Raw genomic sequence first — 1,688 nt, 5'->3', positions numbered from 1 at the left:
AAAGGATTGAAAAATGGGATTTGGTGAAGCCGTTAAGACGTGTTTTTCGAAATACTTCCAGTTCTCTGGTCGGGCTTTACGCTCAGAATACTGGTGGTTCTTCTTGTTCGTGGTTCTCGCGAGCGCTGCTTTGGCTGTGCTGGATACGATCATATTCGGGACCAACCCCGAAACAGGGCAGGGATCTCGGGTTCTGTCCTCTGTTTTCCAATTGGCGGTTCTCATACCCATGCTGGCCGCCGGTTGGCGGAGGCTGCATGATACAGGACGACCTGGCTGGTATTTGCTGCTGCCGTTGGCGCTCAGCATTACAACGCTCTTTGTTATGCTGGGTGGGGTGGCGTTCTTCTCGGTATTGGAGCAAGGGACCGAGAACCCTGACGCACTACGAGGACCTGCGGCAGTCCTGGGCGTGACCGGTATTGTTGTTGTCTCAATTCTTCAATTGGTTCTGTCCATTCTGATGATCTGGTGGTTGACGCGCCCTTCGGAAGAAGGCGCAAACGAATACGGCGAACCTGTTTCCTGACCTGGTGGCCCGGAGTCTTTGCTGAATGAGAATGCGAACCGCACCACCACGGAGAGAGAAAATGAGTTGCAAGCCGATTTCCCTTGGAACGTTATTGATTGCAATGGCGACCACAGCATCAGCAGAATGGTCGTTCAGTTCCGGGCCTAATCCCAATGCATTTATTCAGACTGGAAACATGACATTGGAACTTCAGTGTGACCGTATCCGCTTTGCTCCGGCTGGATACGAGGACAGCCAGGACATTGTGGACAAACAAGGGCTTTCCATTCGTTTTTTGAAGAACGGCACCACCGAAGTTGGGGCATTTCAGGTTGGCGCAGAAAACGCTGCCGTGCAGATCGTCGACAACTATCCCGTCGAGGTCAGTTTCAATAGTCAAGAGGACTATGGTTTTGTACAGGACCAGCTTGCAGCCAATGCATCCGTTAATCTGTCCATGATTGATCAAGATGTTAGCTACGGAATCTTTGACTTGAAAGGTTCCAGCGCGGCAATTCAGTCCCTTCGTTCCGCCTGCGATTCAGGTGCTAGCCAGGGGGCCTCCTACGAACCCCCCGAAGGCATCGTCTATTGTGGTGGCGGAGCGGTGGAGCGAGTCATCGAACCTGTAATTTTGGACAATCCGGAAGGAGAGTGGGACGCGCGAGTAACGGTCAACGGCGAGTCGATCAGAGCCATGACAGCCTACAGCTTTTTCGGAAACTCTGAGCCGCCGACCGGATTTGTTGTCGCCCTGCTTGGGGAAGACAGGTCCGAGTTTCTAATTTTTAGCGAAGGTTCGGCAAACTGGCTGGAATACGGGGACTACAGGTATGATCAGTGCAATTGATGCCACCCTCCAACCGGCTTCCAAATTAGTGGGCCTGTTGAAAGGGTTGGTTTCCGGGATTGTGCTGGTTTCGAGCCCAGTATGGACCTCACCAGCTGTCGCGGCTGATGTATCGCAACTTCCGCCCGGTTTGCAGGCGAAGGTTGATCTGGCGGCACGAGCCTGCACGGAGTTCAACGACGGTCAGTTTGACTTAGATTGGGGTGCGGTTGAGAGGGTCGATCTCGACGGAGATCTACAACCCGACTGGGTTCTGAATGAATCTGGATTCGCGTGTTCGAGTGCTGCATCTCTTTATTGCGGAACTGGTGGATGCATGTCGCACTT

The 1,688-nt window shown here is 53.0% G+C and carries 2 protein-coding genes and 1 pseudogene; all 3 read left to right on the top strand.

Features of this window, described 5'->3' with window-relative positions; all coding sequences use genetic code 11:
- Nucleotides 1-13: 13 nt before the first annotated feature.
- A complete protein-coding gene (locus ACRZ91_RS22150; RefSeq protein ID WP_480908644.1) occupies nucleotides 14-529 on the top strand; it encodes a DUF805 domain-containing protein in 516 nt (171 codons plus the stop codon).
- Between the two features lie 25 nt (nucleotides 530-554).
- Complete coding sequence (locus ACRZ91_RS22145) at nucleotides 555-1,361, top strand: hypothetical protein (RefSeq protein ID WP_480908642.1); 807 nt, start codon at nucleotides 555-557, stop codon at nucleotides 1,359-1,361.
- Nucleotides 1,345-1,688: pseudogene (locus tag ACRZ91_RS22140) on the top strand (hypothetical protein); the annotation flags it as partial. The gene ACRZ91_RS22145 and the pseudogene ACRZ91_RS22140, both read left to right, overlap by 17 nt.

This window comes from Ruegeria sp. O11 (genome assembly GCF_056535285.1).
The sequence above is the reverse complement of the archived record's forward strand: the minus strand, read 5'-3'. Positions and strand labels throughout refer to the sequence as shown.

Coding starts and splice junctions, on each gene's coding strand:
- ACRZ91_RS22150 (WP_480908644.1), top strand. CDS start 14: ATGGGATTTGGTGAAGCCGTTAAGACGTGTTTTTCGAAATACTTCCAG.
- ACRZ91_RS22145 (WP_480908642.1), top strand. CDS start 555: ATGAGAATGCGAACCGCACCACCACGGAGAGAGAAAATGAGTTGCAAG.